Below are 20,655 nucleotides of genomic sequence, written 5' to 3'. Positions count from 1 at the left end.
TCCTAGCGATATACAAATAAAAAACATATGCTTTTAATTGAGAAAAGAGATCGAAAATTATCCGAGCGATTTGAAGAAGAAAGGACATAACGTATTAGTTATGTCCTTTCATTTATCAACTTTTTTTACTATAGGTTTTCATAAAACTTAACCTAGATTCCTTTTCATTTTGTGAATTATGGAATCAATAAAATCTTCCCTGTACTTTTTCTGCTCTCTAATAATTTATGAGCACGGGCACCGTCTTGTAAAGAGAATGTAGTAGGACTTGCAATGTTTAATTTTCCAGTAGCGATCCAATCAAATAATTGAGTAGAGCGTTTTTTTCGTTCTTCAAAAGTAGTAAGCACGTTCCAAAGGTCTCCGCCAGTTAAAGTTTTTGAAGTATCCATAAGCATACGCGGATCAACGGGAGCAGGATTACCGCCAGCCATTCCGAAAAATACAACAGTACCACCAACTTTAGTAGCGTTAAAACTTTCCTCAAGTGTAGAGCCTACTGATTCATATACAACATTTACCCCGGTACCATTTGTTATTTCAAGTACTTTCGTAGCCCATGATTCCGTATATAAAAATATGTGATCGGCACCAGCTAATGTGGCTACTTTTCCTTTTTCGTTTGATGAAGTTAGGCCGATTACTTTTCCGCCTAGCAGTTTAATCATTTGAATAAGAAGTTGCCCAACACCGCCAGCTGCAGCGTGCACTAAAGCTATATCACTTTGTTTTATTTGATAGCTATCTTTCGTTAAATAATGTGCTGTTAAGCCTTGTAATAAGACAGAAGCGGCTGTTTCAAAAGAAATTGAATCTGGAAGCGGGATTGCTTTTTCTGATGGAACGGCAACTAATTCTGCATTTGCAAATGGAACATCAGCAAATGCAATACGGTCTCCAGGATTGATATTTGTAACGTTAGCTCCTACCTCTTCAACAATACCAGCCCCTTCATAACCTAATATATAAGGTGGATTGCCAGCAAGATGATAATCACCGCGGCGTCTGTAAATATCAGCAAAGTTTAATCCAATTGCTTTTGTACGGAGAAGAATTTCATTTGGATTTATGATTGGATCATGTATTTCTTTATATTGTAGTACATCTGGACTTCCAAACTGTTCGAAACAAAGTGCTTTCATATGGAATACCTCCATTATATTGTTTGTCGATGCTCTTTATCATACAATACAAATATCAATAGACAAAGAGGATTATTTCGATGAAATCAATCGGGAATTCCGATTGAAAAGAGGGATGATAAATGGAGATAAAACAATTAATTACCTTTAAAATCGCCGCGGACACTTTGAACTTTACCCAAACTGCGAAGAAATTAAACTTTGCTCAATCAAGCGTAACGGCGCAAATTAAAACGTTAGAAACTGAGCTAGGTACGCCGTTATTTGAAAGATTAGGGAAACGTCTTTTCTTAACCGAAGCAGGAAGAAAGTTTCAACTATACGCGGACAAGATAATCGCACTTAGTAACGAAGCGAAGACGGCTGTGAAAGATGATGAAGAAATAGCTGGTACGTTAACGATTGGTGCGCAAGAAAGCCAATGTACATATAGACTTCCTTCTATATTAAAGAGATTTAAAGCACAATTTCCTCAAATAAAACTTATATTTAAACCCGCACATTCCAATAAAGATGCGAAGGAACAATTGATGGAAGGAAAAGTCGATCTTGCATTTATTTTGGATGAATGTAAAACAGAAGATGCTTTACATGTTGAGCCGCTTATGAAAGAAGAATTAAAAGTAGTAGCTGCTCCAGGGCATCATTTACTCCAGCAAACTTCTGTTTCGATAAAAGATTTAGAGACGGAAACACTTTTATTAACAGAACTAGGGTGCTCATATCGGACTTTATTTGAGGAGTTATTTCGTGCGAAAGATATATATCCAGCAAATAAGATTGAGTTTGTTAGTGTAGAGGCAATAAAACAATGTGTTATTGCAGATTTAGGTATAGCCGTTTTACCGGCGATAGTAGTAGAAAAAGATATACGAGAGGGGACGATAAAAGAGTTACATCTAGAAAATACTATCAATCCAATTTTCACACAAATTGCTTGGCATAAAGATAAATGGATGACAGTGTCACTGCAGCAATTTATTGATGTGACGAGGGAGTTTTTTATAACGGATTAAGTGGAGAAATATTTATTTTCTATAAAAGAAGAAATGGTAATTTTGTATTGAGAATCGATGCTTGCATGAAACGAGTATCGGTTCTTTATGTTTTAAATAAAGGATGTTTTCAAATGTGTATTTCTCAACTTTTTTTCTTACAAGGGTAAGTAAATTTCTTCGTATATTCCAATAATCGTAAGGGAATTTACAACTTTTATTCGTTTCTGTAAGATGCCTCTAGGCAGCATGAAAGGAGGGGCGTACATAGGGGATAGATATACGTACTTATTTTGAGGGAGGAGATTTACAATGTTTAAAAAGTTAATGAAAGTATGTGTGTTAAGTGTAGCGAGTGTAGGGGTATTATTTAGTTTTCAAGGAAGTACATTTGCAGCTACCGATCTGAGTAGTTATTATGACGGGAAAAATCCAGCAACAACGAAAGTATACGGGGGAAGTACAACGTGTGATGCAGATGGATTTAATGCAAAGTCTACAGCGGTATACGAAGGTAGTAAAAAAGTAGGGACAGTGTATTTACGTTACAGTAATAAATGTCATGCAGCTTGGGCTAAGTTTGTTTTAGATCAACCAGCACCAGCTGTTTCAGGAGGAGTGTATGCATACGCTGTTGTGAATAAATACAAAAATGGTGTGTTTCAAAAATCAGTCACTTCCAATCAAGGAAATGGCACAATTAAAACTGGTCAAACGAGTACTTATACAGGAATGGTATTTGATTTAACTGCTGATTTCGGATACACAGCAGATGCTGAAGCAGTTACGTTTAATAACGGTTACGGGAAAACAGCACGTTATTAATAAAGGAGTGAAATTATATGAAGCTATTAAAAAAGGTGAGTGCATGTTTATTGTTATCTTTACTCGTTGTAACTAATATGTTTAGTACGACTAATAGCGATAAAGCATACGCAGAAGACCACTCATATGATGGGAAAAGTCCTTATTATAATAGCTGTGATCAATCAGCAGTAACGAAAGAGAAGAAGTGGATTGATTCAAATTCTTATGTGGAATTAAAATTTAGCACGACGTGTAAAACAGCATGGGCAAAAGTTACTATAACTCGCCTGGCAGTTTATAATAACGAAGCTGATGCAAGAATTGTTAGAAAAACAGATGGAAAGGCATATACTTGCGGAAGTGCTGGAGGAAATGGTGTTGTAAATAAAGGGCAAACATCATGCTATACACCAATGGTATATGATTTAGATCCAAGAAAGGCACAAGCACAAGGGAAACATGCTATACCAAATAGTGATGCTTATAATTATGCCGAGACTATTTGGTATTGATGAGGATATGGAGATTGTAAGGTAGAATATTTTAAGAGCATGTTTTGATTGGTTTTCAAAACATGCTCGATTTGTATTCATCCTAAGCTTTTTGATATCAACTAATCAGGTCTGTATCAGGAGGAACATATCCAAGGTGTCTAGCCATAGATACAATTTGTCCTTTATGGTGAAACTCATGCGTCTCCGTATGAGTTAAAAGCCATAGCGGCGTTGTACTCCAAGATTCTTTTTGCCATTTTACTTCATTTGCTATATTGTCGAGCCATCGGTCATTGTATTCATCTAAAAAGCGTTGTACAGTTTCATCTACTAACTTAAATCTAGCACGGACTTTCGTGACATCTGCATGCTCAATTTCATAATCGCTAGCAAATGAAAAATCTGCCCGTTTTTGCTTGAATGCGAATGATCCAAGCCAGTATCGGTAGCAATCGGCTACATGAATATGTGTCTTTATAATGCTACCGCTCCCGAAATTCGGAATTGTGCTATGTAATTTTTCTAGTGGAATTTCTTCCAAAAACGAAAATAGAGTTTCTCTTGTAGAGCTAATAAGATTATATTGTTGTTTTAAAATGTGTAACATGCAAGTACACTCCTCCTTTATTTACTTAGTAAGTAATTCTATATTTACGAGGAGTGAACCTTTTTATTATTTTTAATAAGCATATTAGATGTATTTCTTATTTGTTTCTGATAGATTAAACAAGGTAAAACTTTAATAAGTTGAACATTCTTAGTTCATAATAAATGGTACATGAAGAAGGGGAACGATAAAATGAATAGACTAGTTGGCTTAAAACAATTTGAAATAACGCGCGGTGCGTTACTTACATTTATGGAGACGCTAGATGATAAAACTGCAGATACGCAGCCAAAGGGTTTTAACAATACAATTCGCTGGCATATCGGTCATGTGTTAACGGCAGCAGAAGTTTTCATGTTTGGAAAAGAATTCAAACAATTACCAACAGAATATCCAGGTATGTTTGGATATGGATCAAGACCATCTAAATGGACAACAGCAGGACCATCGTTAGAAGTGTTAACGGTTCAATTAAAAGAACAAGCAAAACGTATTAAAGAAATTCCAGCAGAAGCATTTGAAAATAAACTGCCAGAGCCGTTCCTAGGATTGGAAACAGTAGGGGAACTTTACGGTATGATGCTTTATCATGAAGCTGATCATATTGGGCAAATGAAGGCGATGGAACGTATTATTAAAGCTCTTTAGTCTTAATTGCATATAACAAGCAATACAAGTGTAATGTTAAATAATATATACAAAAAAGGTAGATAAATTATTATCTACCTTTTTTGTATAACTTCTTGAAGGATTAGGGATTATCATCGTGATGCTGATGAAGAAGGACTGAAAAACAATATATAAGGATAAATAAATTATTATTTTTATGATGGATTATTAATTATAGTATTCCTAAATATGGAATATGCGTATAATAATAGAGAGGAACTAGAAATAGGGGTGAATACTATGATTACATTAGAACAAAAGCTGGAGCAATATACACATACATATGCACAGTTAAAGGGAGAACTAAAATGGAAAACGAGTGATTCTCGAACAGGAATGATGATTGCTGCTATGTATGCAAGTAGTGATAAATTGCTTGATCTCGGACGTTTTTTAGAAATTAGTAGTTATATTAAGAATGAGGTAGGGATGTTTTCATACTTAAAGTCTTATCATCGCTTTGTAGTGGCCGCAACATTAGATATTCACTTTACAGATTATAAGAAAGCTTTTCGAGAGTTTTTAGACTTATATGAACAATTGGTCGCTGGTGGCTTTAGCCGCAGTATATTTACTTATCTTGCAGCAGCTGTGCTTTTAACAGAAGATAATGAGCATCATGGCACGCACATTCAGCGTTCAATGCAAGTATATAAACGTATGAAAGAGGATCATCTTTTCCTAACAGGTACAAATGATTATCCGCTCTCCGTTTTATTAGCAGGACAATCAGAGCATGTAGAAACACTTATGGACCGAGTGGAGCGTCTTTATCAGAAACTAGCAAAAGCTGGCTTGCGCAAAGGGAATGACCTCCAATTTCTAAGCCATATTCTTTCACTAAAGAAGGATGTCAGGGAAGAAATATTAGTTGCAACATGCACAAACATATGGAATTTGTTAAAGCAAGAAAAGGTAAAAGTGAAACAGATGCATTACCCAGCAATCGGGCTATTAGCGTTACTTGAGGATGGAGAAAAAGAGATTCATTCTATTAAAGCGTTGATTGAAAAATTGCAGGGAGAGAAATTATTCCGTTGGCATACAGATACGAATATTCTTATTGCTATTCAACTGTTCGTAAGTCAGAAAGGTGAGGAAAGTAAAGCTACTAACACAGGTTTACAAACTATGATAGAAGTCCTTATCCAAGCACAACAAGCAGCTATGATGGCAACGATTGCCGCTTCATCTGCAGCAACATCTTCAGCTAGTAGTAGTTCATAATGTGCAACTGCTTATGCTATTGTAAATTATAACTCCTTTGATAAGGATGGTTTAAAAAATATTACTAAAAAAAGCCCATCACCCTCTAATGAGTGATGGGCTAACTATTTTTATATAATCAGTATTATCTTTTCAACTGCTTCAAATGTTTGAGTTGTGTAACAATCATAATGCTAATAACAACGAGTAAAAACCATGAGCTGATTTTACTTAAGTGAACGAGATTCCAAGCTTCCCGTTGGTTTGGATATTGCCATGCACCGAAAAATGTTGCGATGTTTTCTGCAATCCAAATAAAGAATCCGATAAGAAAAAAGGAGAGAACGAGCGGCATTTTATATGTAACGCCTCGTAATGAAAATTCCACAAATGTTCGAAAGAAAACGATGAATAGAAGTAACGTTAAGAACCATCTAAAATCGTATAGAAAATGATGTGTGAAAAAATTGAAGTAAATCATTGCTCCTAGAGGTATTACAAAAATAGCTTTCGGCCAATGATACATTTGTAAATGTAGTCTTCTCCACGCTTGGCATATGTAACTTGCAACACTTGCATACATAAAGCCGCTGTAAAGTGGAACTCCAAAAACCTTTGAATATGCCTCTTCCGGATAACTCCATGAACCGAAATGAACTTTATATATTTCTAGTAAAAGGCCGATAAGGTGGAAGACAGTAATGACTTTTAATTCGTCTTTCGTCTCAAGGCCAGTCTTGTACATAACCCACTGCATAAGAAGGCATACGATGAGTATGAAATCGTAGCGGTATAACCCTGGGATCGAAACGATTTTTGAAAGGGCTAGTGTTAAGAAAATAACGACTGGGAATAAGCAGGATAATGCTTGTTCATAGGTAAAATAGAGTAGTTGTTTTATATATAACATTGTATCACCTTAGATATTTTTATTTGAAAACTCAAAATAATGATTAAGTATACTACACTTTTAAAAATAAGCTAGTAGTCTATTTTGCGTGTATTTGTAAGTTTTGGAAGGGAATTGTAATAAGTATTTTAATATTTAGCGAAGTGAAAAAATAGTTTGCTATTTAAAAAAAGTGGCGATATAATATCTAAATGAAAATGATAATTATTATCGATAATAATTACAAATAAAAAATAATTATAAAAAACAACTGAATATAAAGGATGAAATGAAACATGTTACATAAGCCTGCTGTATATGCTGGCAATAATCGCTGGCTACATATTAAGTTCATATGTTTCATGAGCTTAACAATTGTATGTTTAATTGGCTCTATATTTTTAGCTGTTGCATTTGGTGCAAAGGATATCCATTTGCAAACCGTATGGACAGCGGTTTTTGATTATAACCCGAAATTAACGCAGCACCAAATTATTTATGAATTAAGGCTCCCCAGGGTAATTGGTGCAGCAATTGTAGGAGCCGCTTTTGCAGTGGCTGGAGCTGTTATGCAAGGAGTAACACGAAATCCTTTAGCGGATGCAGGTGTGCTGGGTATAAATGCAGGTGCGATGTTTGTAGTAGCACTTAGTTTTGCCTTTTTCCCGCATATGCCGTATTCCTATTTAATGATTGTCTCCTTTATTGGAGCGGTCTTAAGTACAGTGCTTATTTTTATTATCGGATCAGCAACATCAGGCGGATTAACACCGATGAGATTAACGATCGCTGGGGCAGTTATGGCTGCGCTTTTACATTCGTTAAGTTCAGGTGTCGCGATTTATTATGACTTAAGTCAAGATTTAGCTTTTTGGTACGCTGGTGGTGTTGCAGGGGTTAAGTGGGAACACTTAAAATTTTTAGTTCCTATTATTCTCATAACAATTGTTTTTGCGACAATTTTAGGGCGGTCTATTTCACTCATATCAATGGGGGATGATGTCGCTACGAATTTAGGAGTAAAAACGAACCGAACGAGAATACTAGGGATGATTATAGTAGTCATTCTTGCAGGTGTATCTGTTTCAGCTGTTGGCTCTATTGGATTTGTAGGACTAGTTATCCCGCATATTGCTAGAAAATTAGTTGGTGTTAATTATCGCCTCATTATTCCTATGTCAGCATTTTTAGGAGCCATGTTATTAGTTGTAGCTGACTTAGGGGCAAGAACAGTAAATCCTCCTAAAGAACTTGCAATAGGAATTATGGTGGCTCTTGTTGGAGTTCCGTTCTTCCTCTATATAGCACGTAAAGTTGGGAGGGAGTTGTAAGTGAAGAAGATTTTAAACACAGATAAAACGAGAGCCGTTATTGTAACTACAATATTTGGTTGTATTGGTATCGCTGTCATTTTGCTTAGCTTAAATACGGGGACACTTAGCATTGCACCGCTCAAAGTAATTCAAACGCTTTTCGGTCATGGTGATTTTGAGAGTGCAACCGTGCTATACGATTATCGTATGCCAAGAATTATAATCACAATGTTAGCTGGTATTGGCCTTGGGATTTCCGGTGCGATTTTGCAAGGGTTATCAAGGAATGCGTTGGCCGATCCTGGTATTCTTGGATTGCATTCAGGTGCATCTTTCGGGCTAATTATATTCGTTACTTTCTTTCACTCTATTAATGAGAATGCATCGATATTAATACCGTTATTTACATTTGGCGGAGGAGTATTAGCTGCATTTCTTATTATTTTACTTGCGAGTGATCGGTCAAAAGGCTTACTTCCCATTAGACTTATTCTCGTTGGTATTGCTGTTTCAGCTGGCTTTAGTGCAATTTCGTTATTTTTCTCTCTCAAGTTAAATGATGAGACGTATACATTCGCTTCTAGATGGCTAGTTGGTAACGTGTGGGGAAGGGATTGGATTCATGTCCTAGCATTATTACCTTGGATTTTCATACTTACCCCGTATGCATGGTTAAAATCTAAAACGTTAAATGCATTGTCACTAGGTGATAGTGTGGCAGCGGGGCTTGGTGTTTCTGTTCAAAAAGAACGGTTACTACTTTTAGCTACAGCGGTTGGATTATCTTGCGGGAGTGTATCGATGGCAGGAGGGATTGGTTTTATCGGTTTAGTTGCTCCGCATATCGCCAGAAAGTTAGTAGGTACTACCTATCAACATTTCCTTCCACTGGCTGGTATTATCGGAATGATTATTTTAGTACTAGCAGATACGATAGGTCGTTCTATATTTGAGCCAAATTCTATTCCAGCTGGTGTAGTAGTGGCCGCATTAGGAGCACCGTATTTTCTTTATTTACTTACAAAAACAAAATAAATACTTCAAAGAGGAGAACATATGAAAAAGAAACTTACTATTTTATTTAGCATCATGTGTATTTTAGTATTAGCAGCATGTGGTCAAACGAAATCTAATGAAGAGGCAACGAAAAAAACGGAAAAAAGTAATGACCCAAAAATTGCTTCAATGTCTATTCATTTAACGAATAATTTACTTGCATTAGGAATTACACCACTAGGTTCTGTAATTGGTGGAGATTTAAAAGATTTCTTACCACACGCAAAAGAACAACTGAAAGATACGAAGAAACTGGGTGTTGTAACTGATCCGAATATGGAAGCATTACTTCAATTAAAGCCTACTGACATTTATGTGGATGAAAAATACGCGGGTAAAGATGTAGCGAAATACGAAAAAATTGCAAAAACGCATACTTTCAATTTAGATGAAGGTACGTGGAGAGACCATTTAAAACAAGTTGGTAAACTTGTAAACCGTGAGAAAGAAGCGGATCAATATATTCAAGATTACGAAGAGCAATCAAAACGAGTAAAAGGTTTAATAGATAAAGAGCTAGGTAATAACGAAAAAGTAATGGCAATTCGCGTTACTGCCAAAGAATTACGTGTATTTAGTACGAAAAGACCGATGGGACCAATTTTATTCCAAGACTTAGGATTACAACCTGCAAATGGTGTAGAGAAAATCGATGGAAACCGTCCTTTCGAAGTCATTTCACAAGAAGTATTACCTGACTTTGATGCAGATGCTATTTTCGTTGTTGTAAACAGAGACGATAAAGCAAAAGCTGCATTTAAACAACTTCAAGAAACACCAATCTGGAAAGACTTAAAAGCAGTTAAAGGCAAGCACGTATACATTATCAATGACCAACCATGGCTTGACTATTCTGCTTTAGGAAACAAAATGGCAATGGATGAAGCGGAGAAAATGTTTACGAAATAATATAGTTTTGCTATTAGGGAAGGCCCTCTAAATTTGGAGGGCTTTTTATTATTGTTAGAATAAACGAAAAATTATACAATGAAGTTAATTTCGTGTAGAGGAGATGTGCCAATGTCAGCGCTTATTGTAAGTATCCCGTTTATAAAGCAGTTTATGGAACAAGGGGATAAATAGGCTAAAATAAGTATCCCCGTTATTAAAAAAGGGGGAGTTTGAAATGACGATGAATCTTATCAACATAAAACGATTAAATTAACAGCTATGAGAGAAGCAGTTCAAAGAGATGGGAAGTGTTTTGACCGTATGATTATGGAGATATTGCGGGATGAATGGATAGAGCTACAAGGTTAGAAAGTATATTCGAAATTATATATGTAGTATGCAGGAGATATAATAATAATTGGCGAATTTTTACAGTGTACTGATTGCATTGATAAGGAGCTATGTGAGATGAATTTAGAAAAAGCAAAACCAGTAAATGAAGAGGTCGCTGAATTAAAGGAGTTAATTAAAGAATTGCACGGAAGTGTACATCAATTGCAAAGCGAAGTGCAGCAACTAAGGCACGAAAGACCGGTTGTTGAAGTGAGGAAAGGTGTCCAATTATCGCCAGCAATCGTTGGACAAATTGGTGGTATGATTTTAGGTGGTTTAGCAATTATCGGTATATTTTGGTGAAAGAAAAAAGGTATGCAGTTTAGCGCTGCATACCTTTTTTCGTTGTCGTTATTTGTCGGTAAGTCGATATTCTCTGTCGAATCGTCGATATACTTAGAAAATCGTTGATATATTTTAAAAATCGTCGATATAATTTCATGCAATACAACTTTTACATTAAATAACGTAAATATATATAAGTATGTGATAATAGTAATGCAATGATTGTTAACGGCAAACCAATTTTTAAGAAGTCCATATAAGAGAAAGCATGTCCTTCACGTTTAGCAATACCAGCAACGACTACGTTTGCTGACGCTCCGATTAACGTTCCGTTTCCTCCTAAGCAAGCTCCAAGTGATAATGCCCACCATAGTACTTCGATTTGCGGAGAATCGACAGATAGTCCGAGCCCTGTAGCTAAGTCTTGAATAAGTGGTATCATCGTTGCGACAAATGGGATATTGTCAATTGTTGCAGATGCGATGCCAGATACCCATAAAATAAGTATAGCTGCGAATCCGATATCACCATTCGTTACGTCGAGTACTTCTTTTGCGAGTGAAGAAATAAGTCCGATATCAATTAACCCGCCAACGAGAACAAATAGTCCAGCGAAGAAGAAAATAGTTACCCATTCAACGTGGGCAAATACATCTTCAATATCATGTTCTTTCACACCGATTAACATAAGAAGTGTAGCGCCTGTCATCGCGACAACCGCAGCGTCTACATGAATAACAGAATGAAGGATAAACCCTAAAATAGTTAGTCCCAAAATTGTGATCGATTTTAAAAGGAGGCTTTGATCTTTAATATAATCTTTTTCATTTAATACCATAAGTTTTTCGATTTGCTCAGTTGTTGTTTTTAGTTTATTGCGATACATAAAGTAAATAATGCCAAGTGTCACGATAGAAATAATAATTACGATAGGAGCTAAGTTAAGTAAAAAGGCATTAAAGTCTAAATGCTTATTTGCTGATCCAATCATAATATTAGGTGGGTCACCGATTAATGTTGCTGTTCCGCCTATATTTGAAAATAATACTTCTGAAATCAAATAAGGAACAGGATTTACTTTTAAAATACGTGTAATAGATAGTGTAACAGGTACGATTAATAAGACAGTCGTTACATTGTCCAAAAATGCAGATCCGACAGCAGTTAATAGGGATAGCAATAATAAAATGCGGATTGGTTTTCCACCAGCTGCCTTCGCTGCTTTAATGGCCACAAATTCAAAGACGCCTGATTGACTCGTAATATGTACGAGAATCATCATCCCAATTAAAAGGGTGATTGTTTCCCATTGAATATGTGATGTGAAAGCGGTATGTAAATCTACAATTCCAAAAATAATCATAATAGCAGCACCGAATAGTGCAATTACAGCACGATTCAATTTCTCAGAAATAATAAATCCGTACGTGACTAAAAATACGGCAATTGCAAAATAATATTGCCAATTTGCTACTTCATGTGCTGATTGTTCCAATCATGTCACCTTCTTTAAAGTATGTATTCAATTGTAAACATGCATCCTTCTGCATAATTTATATTGTAGCAAATTCAAAAAAGAAAGAAAACTATTTAACAAAGTGAAGGAAAAAATGATGATTTTACAGATTTTCCGAATAGGAAAGCCCACTACGGTGCGATAGTACCCCCTTTAGGGGTGGATGATAGTGAGGTCAAATGCGATGTACAGATAAAATACCGAAAGTATGTTCTGTACATCAAGTATTTGAAATGGTATAATTTTCATAACAGACAAGTAAAAGTCTCTAAAACAATCTTGTTCTCTGAAAACAGAATACATATGAGGTTGGAGTAACAAATTCTTCTACTCCGTAAAATGTATTGAGTCGTCAAGTACAAGACGCTAAAACACATTTGAGAACTCACAATCTGACTCGTTTGGTAATAGAACGAGTGCCGTATCTGCTAGATGCACTGGATACGGAGTGGTGATGGCACACCGCAATCTTGCACGTCAGCGATACTAGAAATAGACGTCGCCTTTGGTAGCAAGAATCCCATTGACGTTAGTCAGCTTGCGGCTTTAGCCGTGGGAGTGTCAAATATGATATAAAAAAATGAAGAAACACAGTGCAAATTATTAGGAAAAGTGGGCGTTGTCCTCTAATATAGAGATAGCAATTTACATTATTTTTGCGTAAAATGGTTTAAAGAGGTGAATTCCGATGGAAATAGTAAAAGATAGTTCTCTTATTCAAAATGAAATTGAACGTTTTGTAAATAAAGATGTATATATTCATTTAGAAACGACGAACGGAGCGTACGCGTCACACTTTAATGAAAAGATGATGACAGTTGGAGCATTCATTCGAAATGCAATGATTCGCTTTGAGCGCGGGAAAATAACTGGAACAAACCCATACCGAGTTGGTTTAAAGATGGATCACGGCTGGGTATATGCAGAAGGTATTACGCACTGGGAAGTAGACGATAAAGAGCGTTTATTACTTGCAGGGCACGATAACCAAGGCCGCTTAGCAGTAGCGCTTGAGTTAAGCTTAACGCCATTTAAGTAAGAAGGAGGGAAACTTATGGAGAGACATGTACTTGTTGTATTTCCGCATCCAGATGATGAAGCATTTGCGGCGGGAGGAACAATTCGCTTATTAACAGATCAAGGAGTACCTGTAACGTATGCGTGCGGTACGCTAGGACAAATGGGACGTAACATGGGTAAGAACGTATTTGCTAACCGTGAAACGATTCCGAATATCCGTAAAAAAGAATTGAAAGATGCATGTGAAGCGATGGGGATTCAAGACTTAAGAATGCTTGGTTTCCATGATAAAACGTTAGAATTTGAAGATGTTGATTTCGTAGCAGATAAAATTGAAGCGATCATTCAAGAAGTAAATCCATCTCGAATTATTACATTTTATCCAGAGCACGGCGTACATCCAGATCATGATGCATTTGGCCGCGCTGTCGTTCGCGCCGTATCACGTATGTCAAAAGAAGAACGTCCAGTTATTCATGCGGTTGCGATTACGAAAAATCGCGAAGCTGTACTAGGTGAGCCGGATGTTGTAAATAATATTAGTGAAGTATTCGAGCATAAATTAGCTGCACTAGGTGCGCACCGTTCGCAAACAGAAGCGATGCTTGAAGAAACGCATGTAAAAATCAAAAACAAAGATGCAGCAACATTAAAATGGCTGCAACTGGAACAATTTTGGACTTATAAATGGGAGTAGACTAGAAGGGTATCTTCTAGTAGCTCTTACATAGAAAAAGCACCGTCATTTGTGACGGTGCTTTTTTGTGCTATTAACAATATTAGCATCATCCCTTTCTAAAGATAGGACAGCTTTAGCTACTTTCTTACTAGAATGAGGATGTTATAAGAAAGTTTGTTGCTTTTATCATTATTTGGAATCTGTATTATTACATAAAGTTCGAGTGGAGAAGAGAGTATACTTTTTGTATGGTGTAATAAAGATATAGCCCGCCTACAGAAATAGGCAGGCTATTTTTTATAAAGAAAAGACAACTTAAGGCTAGAGCCCTTGTTAAGAAATAGGGTGAAAACAAGATTTTTTAACGAGAGATAAGGTCGTTCAACAGATAAAGATATCGTATTTGAAACACGTGATTATTCGTGGGTTAAGTTATATTTTTGATAAAAAATCTTTAAAAAGCATTACAATTCCTAGAAGAGATAAGACTTCAATCGAAAACCAAAATACACTTTTTTGAGGTTTTTTAAATTCCATTATTATGGAGAAAAATAAAAAGATAGCAATGAGAAAAAAAATTAAGAGACGAAGTATATCAAACATCAATAGCACTCCTAATAGTTAATTTGTTTCACTATATAGTTATTTCCAATATTACAGAATTTAAGAAGCGACTAATTAATATTAAAGCAAAAAGTTCTCAGAATCCATGAATTAAAAATGAAAAAATTTGAGCCACTGAAAACAGGGGGATTATATATTAATTAGTTTAGCGATTGAAAGAGTAATTTTTTAATCTTGTAAATGTCTGGTTAGTTCAACTAAACAATTAGTGGGGGATAGATACCCCTCTTAATGATTAGAATTTCACTTTTTTTGTTTTCTTTTTTATATAAAGCCTTAGAACTGGAATTTAGTAATGGTTTATAAGAAACATATATTTTGAATTGTTTAATAGAATAATATATATTTATATAGATTTAATGATTTTAGTTTGCTAAAAATGGGGAAATCGATATGAAGGTTAAATTTGCTGTAATAAAAGATGAAAACTTTGACTGTAGTTTATTAAAAACAAAATTACTGAAAACTTTTAAAGAAGTAGATTGTGAAGCAGATATTGTAAAGGTTGAGGATGGAATTTTTGAAAACAATGATATACAAACACATCTATCAGAAATAACCATTCATGTTACTGGAAAAAATATTGGGTATAGGTCTGTTTCCGCCAGTATATTTATTGTTCTAGAGAGTTTATCAATGGAACTATTTCGTATTACTATTAGTATACATTAAGCAGCTAACAAAGTAGACTCTTCATAAAATCATACTGACTATATTGAGTTAGTAAACATGAAAATGGTGATGAAAACAATAGAAATTATCTTAGGTGCTCTCATATGCTGGAGAGCACCTTGTTTGCTGTTACATAAACAAGGGATTCCTTTTCTATATTTAATTTATCCTAACGCTAATTTAAATATAGAAGAATGGAAACATAATTAGATTGTACAAATAATTTGGTGCGCACATATACGGAATGTATTCACCGGTAAGAGGGTTGTCTCATAATATATATAGATTTTTCTATTAAGATGAACAGAGGGTGTGGATATATGGAAGATGTTTACGCTAAAATTGACAATCTCAAGGCGGAGCAAAAAGAAATGATGAGAGACATTCGAAATTTAGAAACGCGTACCACTATTAATGAGAAAGACATAGCAACAATTAATAAGCAATTAGAAAAAATAAGTACAAATACAACTTGGATTTTGCGAATTATTATTAGTGCGATAATAATGTCAGTTTTAGGATTGATATTAAAAGGGATGATTTAAAAGAAAGAGGGGAGCTCCCTCTTTCTTTTAAATAAATAAGAAACTATAAATTTTCCGTTTCCTTTTCATCTGCATACTTATCCTCTAAGGAAATTAATAGAGGGATTGATATAGTTACAAGAATGATTAAAGTAGTGATAAAAGATTTAGAAAGAGAAAAAGAACCTTCAATTAAAGGTAATAAAAACTTGAACGAAAGTATACTTGTTAGTAAGGAAATTACTAAAAAGCTCAAAAGAGATATATTTTTATTCTTTATAGATGTCTCTATAAAGTCTTTAACACAGGTTATTACGATAAATATAGTTAATATGATAAGAGAAACAAAATAATGTGTTACATTCGTCATACTAATAGTAGGATCGTCTATTATGTAGGCAAGTAACTTAGATACTAATATTCCTCCAAACAATAAAATAATAAAAGCGAGTAATCCTTCCGATATATAAGTGCTGAAATTGTCTTTCTTTTTAAAGAGCTTATAGCTGAGAGTAGCCTGGATTATTTGAATGACAAATAAAGCGATAATCCATACATAATATACAATTGGTAATTCTCCTGAGAATAGAGAGATTAGGAAATTTATTACTGTCCTTAAAATTTCAATCATTACGAAAGTCCTCCTGTTTGTAAGCTTGGCGAAATTAGAAATATGCTAGTCTATCGTTTAATAATTAAATCTATTGATTCAAACTATTTCTAATTATTCCGTAAAAAGGTTGTTGATTCAAGGTATCTCTTTAATAAATCTGCCAAGGCCGAATAATAGAAAAAGAAACGCAATATGTAATATAATTGAAAAAGTGTATTTAAAAAATCAATGTTAATATTACCCTCCTATAAGTATTAACATACGTAATTGAGGTGTTTTCTTTGTTGTTTTATGAGCGAATTTCTATCATGGCCCCTCCTGTTCCGTAGCTAAGGAAAGTCTTTTTATTTCTGAGATTTTCAAAGTTATAGGAGGGTATGAAAAATGAAAAAAGTCTCAGTACCATCACTTTTGTTAATGATTATTCTTGTCGCATTTCCGCAAATTAGTGAAACGATCTACACACCGTCTTTACCGGACATTTCAAAGGCGTTACATGTAAGTAATAATGAGGTACAGTTAACGCTTAGTGTGTATTTTGCTGGATTTGCTTTAGGTGTATTTTTTATTGGATGGTTATCAGATATAATTGGCCGTCGCCCAGCAATGTTACTTGGAATTGTCGTATATGGCGTTGGGAGTTTCTTATGCTTTATTACAAATTCCATTGAAGTTTTATTGGTAAGTCGTTTTATTCAAGCGTTTGGAGCAAGTGCAGGATCAGTTGTGACACAAACGATTCTACGTGAAAGTGTAGAGGGGCATAAGCGCCACGTTATGTTTGCTCAAATTTCGGCAGTTATTGCTTTTACACCAGCGATAGGACCGTTAATTGGTGGCTTTCTTGATCAAATGTTTGGATTTAAAATCGTATTTTTAAGTTTAGTAGTTATGAGTATCGGTATTTTTCTGTATACGTTTGTTTCTCTTCCAGAAACAAAAACGGACTCGGTAACGAATAAAATAAATGTGTTTGCAGTCTTAAAGAAGTTAATTACAAATCCGAAAGTAGTAACGTATGGGCTATTAATTGGAGGAGCAAATGGTGTTTTATTTAGCTATTATGCAGAAGCACCGTTTATCTTTATTGAATACTTTCAATTATCGCCTAGTATGTATGGATTTCTAGGAATTGTTGTAGCGTCTGCTTCTATTGTTGGAGCGAAAGTTTCGAAACGTTTACTTGCTACTTATAAACCAGAGAAAATTATATATATCGGTTGTCTCGTAATGACAGGAGGAGCTATCCTTTTATCTGTTATTACGTTTGTTGGACCAAATCCGAATGCAATATATATGGTTGTATTTTTAGTAGCGATGTTTATATTGCTATTAGGAATCGGAGTAGCGCTACCTAACTGTTTAAGTTTAGCATTAGTAGATTTTCAAGATGTCATTGGTACAGCGGGCGCATTGTTTAGCCTAGGGTACTATATAGTAGTAACAATGATAATTTTGGGAATGAGCGAGCTTCATACAGGCTCATTAATAGTGATGCCACTTTATTTTCTAGCTATAGTCGTTATCATGATGGTGTTTACTAAAGTGTTTATTTTAGGTAAACAAACTTCAAAAACGATTTGAAAATAAAATGGGAACAAATCGTTATTTTGTGTAAAGGTATTAACCCTTAAGTATAAAGATAAAAATGCTCTCTCAAAATTTTTTTGGAGAGCATTTTTGTTTTAGCACATCTAAAATAGTTTTTTCATTCAAATAGATTCCTAAGTTTAACATTTTTTGGGTAATGTAGTTGTGATGAGGATATTCTTTTATTATAATTACTTATATATTAGAATTGATATATATATATATATATATATTAGAAGGAGCGAACGTTTGTTGAGTGAAGTATCTAAAGAAATTAAAATAGCCGAGAAATTAAAATTTTGGGAAGAGCAAGATCAAATAAATAAAGAATTAATACCGAGAGTTGTAAAAAACCATGAAATGATTACAGACTTGGCAGCTCAATTTGATAAAAATTTAATATCTATGTCTTTGTTACAAGAAAACATAGATGAAAATAATGAGGAAATTGATAGTTTACATGAGAAGTTAAAAAACGAATCATCTAAACGGATGGAACAAATAAGTAAATTAACTGCTAAAATAGAAGAACAAGATATACATATTAGTGAAATGAAAAGTATGTTGATGAATCAAGAGGAAGAGATTAGAGAAGTAAAAAAAGTTCTGGAAAAAGTGAATAAAAGTTTAGGAGTTACAGGGAATAATAAAGGGAATGTAGCTGTCAATATAGGTGTTTTAATTGCAATAATACTATCTATGATTGCAATTACTCTATGAGGTGTACGTATGAAATCTTATCAAATGTTGGAGTCATTAAAAAAGATACCGAAATCAGCATCCACATCAAGTGATTTATCAAAAGAAGAGATGTTTTCTCATTTAGAAACACTAAAAGATAGGGATGTTGTGCTACAAGCAGGCATATATTCATCAATAATAGGTTATCAAATACTTGAAACAAGAAATGTTCCAGATGAGTTGTTTGCTGCATATGCTTCCCAGTATCCACAACTTTCTAATAGTGGTGTATCTCTTTATGAAAAGTATGTAGAAGTTTATGAAAAGGGAGAAAGTTCTATTACTGGTTTTGTAAATGGGGTTAAAGGAAAGCAATTTGAATATTATGTCCAAAATAATTTATCAGAAAGATATCCGGACTATGATTTTACTATCGCAGAGAGTGCCAACCAACCTATATGGGATATAAAAGGTATTAGCCAAGAAAACGGGGAAGAAATGTTAATTCAGGTGAAAATGATGGATACTGCGCAAGCAAACCATTTGTCTAATATTATGCAATCTAATCCAGATGTTTATTATGCTACTAGTTCAGAAATACGAGAAAAAATTCTCGCTGCAAAACCGGAATTACAGGAACAATTTATTCCAATCGATATCTCAAGTTATGAATTTACACAAGATGTACAAGATGGATTGGAAACATTGAGGGAAAACTTAGGAATTGATTTACCAGATGAAGTTTTTGCATTAGCACCATATTCAACAGAAATAGTTTTAGGGATAAGACTACTCTTTGATTTAGCCTCGGTGAATAGAGATTTTAAACAAGTACAAGCTACTGACAAAGCACGTCTAGGAGCAGTGAAAGCTTTAATTCTGTTTTCAAGGTTTGGCATCAATACAATTTTAGGTGTTGTGGGATCATCACTAGGTACAATAGCAATACCTGGTATCGGTACAGTGATAGGTGTAGTAGCTGGGGTATATGTAGGGAGTAAATTAAATAGAAAAATTGCACCATACTCACTGAAAATTGCATACACATTAGTGGGACTTAATGAAGAAGATGTATTCTACTTTAAAAATATGGAAAGGGTACATGATTTGGCACTTGAGTATAGAAAAAATAGTTTGCTTTTACAACAACCGTAAGTTTATTTATAAAAGAGTCTCATTTTTTAATGAGACTCTTTTATATTTTATGAAAATAATTATAGGTATGAATATGTAATAGGTATTAAAATATAACAAAGTTGTATAATTATAGTTTTTGGAGGGTGAAAATATGTTAATGAATTTAGTATGCATTCTACTAATCATTTCCGGATTTATAATAGTTATACGAAAAAATTTCATTGTAAATCACTATCTTTGTAATTTGATGGCATTCTTTTGTGCTTATATGACAACATCTTCCTATGTATTAGAGCAACTTTCATTGACAAAAACTATATTGATACTATGTTTGTTGTTTATAACTTTTATTCTTGTATACTCACATTTCGACATTAGAGGATTAGCTTTTAACGATTACACAGTATTTAATCTACCTTCTAGCCAAGTGAATATATTAGTGAAAGAAGGGTTAACTGAAGCGAACATAGAATTTACTGTGAAGAAAAATAATATATATTTATTAGGTTCTCCTGTTAAAATTCGAATATTAAATAGACCATTACATACAACTAATATTTTATTTAGAAAATGCCCAGATGATATAAAGACAAAAATAAAAGATATTATTAAGGAAAAGATAAAATTTGAAGAGAAAAGTTTTCCACTTTCCGGAGTATTGTTGATTGTTTTAAGTGTAGTTATATTTTTCTTAAAATAGGAGATGGAATAAATAAGAGGTGTAGAAGCTAGTGACTTTGTAGTTCTATTAATATATTAAGTCTCGGCGTGGTGCGTTAATTGTATGTGTAAGCAATTACAGTACAAACTATAAGTAGTGAAATAACTGAGGAGGATATGATTTCCTCGGTT

Annotated in this window: 22 protein-coding genes and 1 pseudogene; 18 read left to right on the top strand and 5 right to left on the bottom strand. The window is 34.3% G+C overall.

The window, feature by feature from the left end:
* Positions 1 to 176 precede the first annotated feature (176 nt).
* A complete protein-coding gene (locus NST14_RS17290; protein ID WP_000645255.1) occupies positions 177 to 1,142 on the bottom strand; it encodes a quinone oxidoreductase family protein in 966 nt (321 codons plus the stop codon).
* A gap of 122 nt (positions 1,143 to 1,264) precedes the next feature.
* Between NST14_RS17290 and NST14_RS17285 the strand changes: the two genes are divergently transcribed.
* From NST14_RS17285 to NST14_RS17275, 3 genes are all read left to right on the top strand, one after another.
* Positions 1,265 to 2,158, top strand: coding sequence for a LysR family transcriptional regulator (locus tag NST14_RS17285; protein ID WP_000403862.1), 894 nt, complete (start codon positions 1,265 to 1,267; stop codon positions 2,156 to 2,158).
* A gap of 291 nt (positions 2,159 to 2,449) precedes the next feature.
* Complete coding sequence (locus NST14_RS17280; RefSeq protein WP_000473749.1) at positions 2,450 to 2,962, top strand: YjfA family protein; 513 nt, start codon at positions 2,450 to 2,452, stop codon at positions 2,960 to 2,962.
* Positions 2,963 to 2,979: 17 nt separating this feature from the next.
* Positions 2,980 to 3,456 (top strand): DUF2690 domain-containing protein, encoded by a 477-nt coding sequence (locus NST14_RS17275; protein WP_000771165.1) that lies wholly within the window; start codon positions 2,980 to 2,982, stop codon positions 3,454 to 3,456.
* Positions 3,457 to 3,553: 97 nt separating this feature from the next.
* Here NST14_RS17275 and NST14_RS17270 read toward each other — a convergent pair whose 3' ends face one another.
* Positions 3,554 to 4,045 (bottom strand): DinB family protein, encoded by a 492-nt coding sequence (locus NST14_RS17270; protein ID WP_229142848.1) that lies wholly within the window; start codon positions 4,043 to 4,045, stop codon positions 3,554 to 3,556.
* Positions 4,046 to 4,216: 171 nt separating this feature from the next.
* On the opposite strand from NST14_RS17270, the gene NST14_RS17265 reads away from it, so the two are divergent.
* Both NST14_RS17265 and NST14_RS17260 read left to right on the top strand, forming a co-directional pair.
* Positions 4,217 to 4,693, top strand: coding sequence for a DinB family protein (locus NST14_RS17265; protein ID WP_001997933.1), 477 nt, complete (start codon positions 4,217 to 4,219; stop codon positions 4,691 to 4,693).
* A gap of 210 nt (positions 4,694 to 4,903) precedes the next feature.
* On the top strand, positions 4,904 to 5,941 hold the full coding sequence (locus NST14_RS17260) for a DUF4003 domain-containing protein (protein WP_002170191.1): 1,038 nt from the start codon (positions 4,904 to 4,906) through the stop codon (positions 5,939 to 5,941).
* A 124-nt stretch (positions 5,942 to 6,065) separates the two neighbouring features.
* Here the strand turns inward: NST14_RS17260 and NST14_RS17255 are convergent, their stop codons facing one another.
* Positions 6,066 to 6,830 carry a DUF817 domain-containing protein gene (locus NST14_RS17255; RefSeq protein WP_000965758.1) on the bottom strand — a complete coding sequence of 255 codons (765 nt, stop codon included), beginning with the start codon at positions 6,828 to 6,830 and terminating at the stop codon, positions 6,066 to 6,068.
* Positions 6,831 to 7,105: 275 nt separating this feature from the next.
* Between NST14_RS17255 and NST14_RS17250 the strand changes: the two genes are divergently transcribed.
* From NST14_RS17250 to NST14_RS17230, 5 genes and pseudogenes are all read left to right on the top strand, one after another.
* Positions 7,106 to 8,140, top strand: coding sequence for a FecCD family ABC transporter permease (locus NST14_RS17250; RefSeq protein WP_000902677.1), 1,035 nt, complete (start codon positions 7,106 to 7,108; stop codon positions 8,138 to 8,140).
* The gene (locus NST14_RS17245; RefSeq protein WP_095842778.1) at positions 8,141 to 9,157 is read left to right on the top strand and encodes a FecCD family ABC transporter permease; all 1,017 of its coding nucleotides are present in this window, start codon (positions 8,141 to 8,143) and stop codon (positions 9,155 to 9,157) included.
* A 21-nt stretch (positions 9,158 to 9,178) separates the two neighbouring features.
* Positions 9,179 to 10,087 carry an iron-hydroxamate ABC transporter substrate-binding protein gene (locus NST14_RS17240; protein ID WP_098946524.1) on the top strand — a complete coding sequence of 303 codons (909 nt, stop codon included), beginning with the start codon at positions 9,179 to 9,181 and terminating at the stop codon, positions 10,085 to 10,087.
* Positions 10,088 to 10,348: 261 nt separating this feature from the next.
* Positions 10,349 to 10,438 (top strand): annotated as a pseudogene (locus NST14_RS17235) (GNAT family N-acetyltransferase); the annotation flags it as partial.
* A 99-nt stretch (positions 10,439 to 10,537) separates the two neighbouring features.
* A complete protein-coding gene (locus NST14_RS17230; RefSeq protein WP_001047302.1) occupies positions 10,538 to 10,765 on the top strand; it encodes a hypothetical protein in 228 nt (75 codons plus the stop codon).
* A 151-nt stretch (positions 10,766 to 10,916) separates the two neighbouring features.
* Here NST14_RS17230 and NST14_RS17225 read toward each other — a convergent pair whose 3' ends face one another.
* Complete coding sequence (locus tag NST14_RS17225; RefSeq protein WP_074540713.1) at positions 10,917 to 12,242, bottom strand: ArsB/NhaD family transporter; 1,326 nt, start codon at positions 12,240 to 12,242, stop codon at positions 10,917 to 10,919.
* Between the two features lie 709 nt (positions 12,243 to 12,951).
* On the opposite strand from NST14_RS17225, the gene NST14_RS17220 reads away from it, so the two are divergent.
* From NST14_RS17220 to NST14_RS17205, 4 genes are all read left to right on the top strand, one after another.
* A complete protein-coding gene (locus tag NST14_RS17220; protein ID WP_000407043.1) occupies positions 12,952 to 13,302 on the top strand; it encodes a YojF family protein in 351 nt (116 codons plus the stop codon).
* A gap of 15 nt (positions 13,303 to 13,317) precedes the next feature.
* A complete protein-coding gene (bshB2, locus tag NST14_RS17215; protein ID WP_000439477.1) occupies positions 13,318 to 13,980 on the top strand; it encodes a bacillithiol biosynthesis deacetylase BshB2 in 663 nt (220 codons plus the stop codon).
* A 999-nt stretch (positions 13,981 to 14,979) separates the two neighbouring features.
* Positions 14,980 to 15,258 (top strand): hypothetical protein, encoded by a 279-nt coding sequence (locus tag NST14_RS17210; RefSeq protein WP_000865011.1) that lies wholly within the window; start codon positions 14,980 to 14,982, stop codon positions 15,256 to 15,258.
* 320 nt (positions 15,259 to 15,578) lie between these two features.
* Complete coding sequence (locus NST14_RS17205) at positions 15,579 to 15,803, top strand: hemolysin XhlA family protein (RefSeq protein ID WP_229142847.1); 225 nt, start codon at positions 15,579 to 15,581, stop codon at positions 15,801 to 15,803.
* A 43-nt stretch (positions 15,804 to 15,846) separates the two neighbouring features.
* Here NST14_RS17205 and NST14_RS17200 read toward each other — a convergent pair whose 3' ends face one another.
* A complete protein-coding gene (locus NST14_RS17200) occupies positions 15,847 to 16,413 on the bottom strand; it encodes a DUF5823 family protein (protein WP_229142846.1) in 567 nt (188 codons plus the stop codon).
* Positions 16,414 to 16,779: 366 nt separating this feature from the next.
* Here NST14_RS17200 and NST14_RS17195 point away from each other — a divergent pair, with 366 nt between their 5' ends.
* From NST14_RS17195 to NST14_RS17180, 4 genes are all read left to right on the top strand, one after another.
* Complete coding sequence (locus NST14_RS17195; protein WP_000757989.1) at positions 16,780 to 17,979, top strand: multidrug effflux MFS transporter; 1,200 nt, start codon at positions 16,780 to 16,782, stop codon at positions 17,977 to 17,979.
* 258 nt (positions 17,980 to 18,237) lie between these two features.
* Positions 18,238 to 18,705: a hypothetical protein gene (locus NST14_RS17190; protein WP_000005770.1), complete on the top strand. Its 468-nt coding sequence runs from the start codon at positions 18,238 to 18,240 to the stop codon at positions 18,703 to 18,705.
* Positions 18,706 to 18,714: 9 nt separating this feature from the next.
* A complete protein-coding gene (locus tag NST14_RS17185; RefSeq protein WP_229136670.1) occupies positions 18,715 to 19,821 on the top strand; it encodes a DUF456 domain-containing protein in 1,107 nt (368 codons plus the stop codon).
* Between the two features lie 133 nt (positions 19,822 to 19,954).
* A complete protein-coding gene (locus NST14_RS17180; protein WP_076856361.1) occupies positions 19,955 to 20,503 on the top strand; it encodes a hypothetical protein in 549 nt (182 codons plus the stop codon).
* The last annotated feature ends 152 nt before the right edge of the window (positions 20,504 to 20,655 follow it).

It is taken from the genome of Bacillus sp. FSL W8-0519, assembly GCF_038005585.1.
GTDB lineage: Bacteria > Bacillota > Bacilli > Bacillales > Bacillaceae_G > Bacillus_A > Bacillus_A paranthracis.
This window is presented reverse-complemented; position numbering and strand designations above follow the sequence as displayed.